The organism is Paenibacillus roseus, assembly GCF_016424485.1.
Taxonomy (GTDB): domain Bacteria; phylum Bacillota; class Bacilli; order Paenibacillales; family Paenibacillaceae; genus Paenibacillus_D; species Paenibacillus_D roseus.
The window spans coordinates 1-4,471 of sequence record NZ_JAELUP010000021.1; the positions used below are offsets into that span (position 1 = coordinate 1).

General features: G+C 30.1%; 3 protein-coding genes and 4 tRNA genes. 2 read left to right on the top strand and 5 right to left on the bottom strand.

What is annotated here, in order from left to right; translation table 11 throughout:
* Positions 1 to 19: 19 nt before the first annotated feature.
* From JFN88_RS26025 to JFN88_RS26045, 5 genes are all read right to left on the bottom strand, one after another.
* Positions 20 to 1,177 (bottom strand): cytochrome b/b6, encoded by a 1,158-nt coding sequence (locus tag JFN88_RS26025; protein ID WP_199018749.1) that lies wholly within the window; start codon positions 1,175 to 1,177, stop codon positions 20 to 22.
* A gap of 61 nt (positions 1,178 to 1,238) precedes the next feature.
* Positions 1,239 to 1,310 (bottom strand) — tRNA-Ile (locus JFN88_RS26030).
* A gap of 16 nt (positions 1,311 to 1,326) precedes the next feature.
* Positions 1,327 to 1,398: transfer RNA gene (locus JFN88_RS26035), tRNA-Asn, on the bottom strand.
* Positions 1,399 to 2,938: 1,540 nt separating this feature from the next.
* Positions 2,939 to 3,238, bottom strand: coding sequence for a 30S ribosomal protein S14 (gene rpsN, locus JFN88_RS26040; protein ID WP_199018750.1), 300 nt, complete (start codon positions 3,236 to 3,238; stop codon positions 2,939 to 2,941).
* A 29-nt stretch (positions 3,239 to 3,267) separates the two neighbouring features.
* Positions 3,268 to 3,352, bottom strand: a tRNA-Tyr gene (locus tag JFN88_RS26045).
* Between the two features lie 98 nt (positions 3,353 to 3,450).
* On the opposite strand from JFN88_RS26045, the gene JFN88_RS26050 reads away from it, so the two are divergent.
* Together JFN88_RS26050 and coxB are read left to right on the top strand one after the other, a co-directional pair.
* A tRNA-Ile gene (locus tag JFN88_RS26050) sits at positions 3,451 to 3,524 on the top strand.
* Between the two features lie 129 nt (positions 3,525 to 3,653).
* Positions 3,654 to 4,436 carry a cytochrome c oxidase subunit II gene (coxB, locus tag JFN88_RS26055; RefSeq protein WP_199018751.1) on the top strand — a complete coding sequence of 261 codons (783 nt, stop codon included), beginning with the start codon at positions 3,654 to 3,656 and terminating at the stop codon, positions 4,434 to 4,436.
* Positions 4,437 to 4,471: the final 35 nt, after the last annotated feature.

Below are 4,471 nucleotides of genomic sequence, written 5' to 3' on the forward strand. Positions count from 1 at the left end.
ATTTATTAAATTAATAAACTTAATTTTTCTTATAATGAATTAAATAATTTTCTAATTTACCACTAATTGGAATAAATACCAAGAAATAAAAAAAGAAAAAGACTGAACCCAATTGACCTATAATTACATAAGGGTCTTCAACTGGTTTTTGTCCGATCCAACTTAATAAAACAGCATCTGCAAATAATAACCAAAAAAATTTACGTTGCAATGGTTTAAAATTACTACTACGTATAGGTGATGTGTTTAAAAAAGGTAATGATAATAATGATATAAACACTAAACCAATAGCTGCAACACCAGCTAATTTATTAGGAATACTACGTAAAATTGCATAAACCCATAAAAAATACCATTCAGGAACAATATGTGCTGGAGTAGACATTGGATTTGCTGGAATATAATTATCAGGGTGACCTAATACATTTGGATTAAAAAAAATAAAATAAGAGAAAAATAATGTAAATATTGTCACACCAAATAAATCTTTCACATAAAAGTAAGGATAAAATGATATTTTATCTACTTTTGAATTAGCTCCCAGCGGATTATTGGAACCGTATTGATGTAATGCAGCTAAATGTACTATCGTTAATCCAGCTATAACAAAAGGTAATAAATAATGCAAACTAAAAAAACGATTTAGTGTAGCGTTATCAATGGAAAAACCACCCCATAACCAAGTAACTATACTATTCCCTACTACTGGTATAGCACTAGCTAAACTTGTAATTACAGTAGCTCCCCAAAAACTCATTTGACCCCAGGGTAATACATAACCTATAAATGCAGTAAGAATCATTAATAATAAAATAACTACACCTATAATCCATGTAAATTCACGTGGAGATGCATAACTTCCGAAATATAAACCACGAAACATATGAGCATAAACTACAATAAAAAACATACTTGCACCATTTGCATGCATATAACGAAGAAACCAACCTCCTTCAACATCTCTCATAATATGTTCTACACTTAAAAAAGCTAAATCAACATGTGGTGTATAATGCATTGCTAAAAATATACCTGTAACTATTTGAATTACTAAACACACTCCAGCTAAAACACCGAAACCCCACAAATAATTAATATTACTTGGTGTAGGATACTCAATAATATGAGCGTTTAATACACTTAATATTGGTTGTTTTAAAATTGAAAAACGTTTCATTGAAAAAAATAATGAATAATTACTTTTAATTTTTGAAAGTACAAACAAAAAATTATAATAATGGGCTTAGTAGGATTCGAACCTACAACGACGTCGTTATGAGCGACGGGTTCTACCATTAAACTATAAGCCCGTTATTAAATTAAAATCTCCCCAAGTTGGATTCGAACCAACGACCTAATGGTTAACAGCCATTTGCTCTACCACTGAGCTATTAGAGATTTATAAACTTCTTTTTTAATTGTAATAAAACAAAAAAAAGGAAATTTACTTGGCTGATATTGATAAAAATAAAATGGTGTTTTATTTAAATTAGTTTTTAATATATAGTAATTCAAGGAAAACTAAAACTAATTGATACTTGGCCGGTTGTTTAGCGTCCGCCGTTTTGAACTTAATTGTTTTTAATCACTGATGCAATTAAAGAAAAAATATACTTGATTTCTTTCTATTAAGCGAAGAAGAGAAAGACGGGTGATAATCTAAGAGACCGGCCGCATTTTAGCCGGCCGGTGATTAGATTATTTGTTGTTGATGCAATGAAAAGAAAAAAAGATAAGTGTTGATAACCTCATTTGAGGTTATCTCTATGAATTTCTGGTCTACTAGCGGTAAGACTAGAAGTTCATTGGTTCTTTTGGAGAAATGATATGATTTTAGTGATTTAAGATTTCCTTTCCTGACCGACTTTCTTAAAAAAGCAAGGTCGGGAAAAAGAAGTGATTTTTATTTTTTTTAGATTAATGAAATGATTCTAATGCTTTAGAATTAGTTCATTAATATATGTTTCAATGAAAAAAAATATATTTATTCTCTCTATAAGAAATACATTTATTGAATAAGAAATCTATAAAGAAATCTATTTTAAAATTATATTCAATAATTGAATTATAAATTTATTAAATATTAATTTTTTATTTTTTGAAATAAATGTCGATTGTATAGAGAAAAAACTTTAAAAGTTTAATCTTTAGAAAAGATTAAAGGTATTTAATCTGATCGTACTATCGGCATAAGTGGCTAATAAATTTCTTTAGAAATGTATTTAGTTTGTGTAGATGGGGTGGTGGCTTATGACGAAACTCTATACTTATACGTATCCCAATGGTTAACATGATTGGTTTCACCGTGTTTGCGGTGAACCGCTGTATTATTAGTAATAATAATATGGAATTAAAAGGATTAAAAAGATAATCGTGGAATTATCAATACAAATACGCAAAGAGCGCTTTTGTATTGGTAATTGGCGGGGAATCCCTTTTAAAAATCATAGTTAACCCAGGGCTTACGGCAAGGAAGAGAGGAGGAATTAAGTGGGGAGTACGTGGCTAAGTCAACGACGAAAGTGTTGTAGGCGGTAAGGTACCAAGGATTACGAGCGAAACAAGTAAAAACTGGGTAAAGTACAAGAGATCTCACGCGAGCTAAGACCTTGGTGCAGAAAATAGAATACACTCTCTGGGGGAGAGTTATAAGACATACAACTTTATGGACGTAAGTAGGGAGACAAGCAGGAATCAATGAAACGTGCAAGTAAAGAATATTGGAGTGTAAACAACACGAACAGGTAAAGTGAAATGGCATGAACAAACGTAAAGTAATTAAAGTCGACCGGTAATAACTCGGAGGAAGCAAACCAAGAAATAGACGACAACACAAGGAGAGGACGTAAGACACGGGAGGGGGCTGACAGCGAACTCCACTATAACTCTATCGTATTGAGTTGATATCTCAATACATAGTGTATTAGTGATAATAGAATTACCAACTGCCTTTAGTGTAGCCTACTAATAAGCCTTTGTTTGCTAGGTCTCTTATTTTAATACGAGAGATCCTATAGAATTTATGTATTCCATGACTTCGTCCTGTTAAAGTACATCTATTTTTAATGCGTACTTTAGAACTATTTCTTGGAAGTTGGTTTAGTTTTGATATGTATGTTAATTTATCTTGAGGGTTAATCGAAGAATCATTTATTAATGATTTATATATCAATCTACTTTTTTCGTATTTTTTATATAAAGTTCTACGAGATAAATCACGTCTTATTGAGTTGATCATCAGAATATTAGTTTTTTATATTTGTTTTATTGGGAAGAGTAGGATTTGAACCTACGATGAAGAAATTCAACCGATTTACAGTCGGTCGCCTTAGACCACTCAGCCATCTGCCCGGAATAAATTGTAAATTTATTGTAGATTATATAGAGATATTCTATATATAATACATTATATTAAAGGTTATTTATTTTTTGAATATATTGATAAATCAAGAGCATGTAACTCAGTTGGTTAGAGTATACGCTTGATAAGCGTAAAGTCGTGGGTTCAAGTCCCACTTTGCTCATATAATTATAAACTAATTAAATTGCAATTAATATAAAATTGTAGTTAGTTATTATGAATTATTCTATAAAAAATTTAGTTTTTGAATTAATTCTTAATAAGAAATTAGATAATTTAGTAAAGTTTTTGTATGAAACAATTATTAGTATTTTTTATATTTGCTATTAGTCCTATAATTTCATTAGCAGATGCTCCAGAGCATTGGCAAATAGGTCTTCAAGATCCAGCAACGCCAATTGCTCAGGGTATTATTGATTTACATCACGATATATTTTTTTTTGGTATAGTTATTTTTTTTTTTGTATTTTGGGTAATATTCCGTGCATTATATCATTTTAATTATAAACGAAATCCTATTCCGGAAAAAATAATACATGGTACTTTTATTGAAATTGTTTGGACAGTTACTCCAAGTTTAATTCTATTAATTATTGCAATCCCTTCATTTGCATTATTATATAGTTTAGATGAAGTAGTTGATCCGGCTGTTACAGTTAAAGCTATAGGGCATCAATGGTATTGGTCTTATGAATATAGTGATTATGCTTTATCAGACGATCAAATAATAGCATTTGATAGTTATATGATCCCAGATGATGATTTAGAATTAGGTCAATTACGTCTGTTAGAAGTAGATAATAGAATGGTAGTTCCGGTAAGGACACATGTACGTTTAATTATTACTGCTGCAGATGTATTACATAGTTGGGCTGTGCCTTCTTTAGGAATAAAGTGTGATGCAGTTCCAGGCCGTTTAAATCAAGTACCTTTATTTATTAAAAGAGAAGGTGTTTTTTATGGACAATGTAGTGAATTATGTGGTGTAAATCATGGTTTTATGCCTATTGTTGTAGAAGCGGTATCTTTAGAAGATTATATATCTTGGGTATCTACAAAATTAGAAGAATTATAATATAAAAAATATTATAATTTATATTTATAATAAAT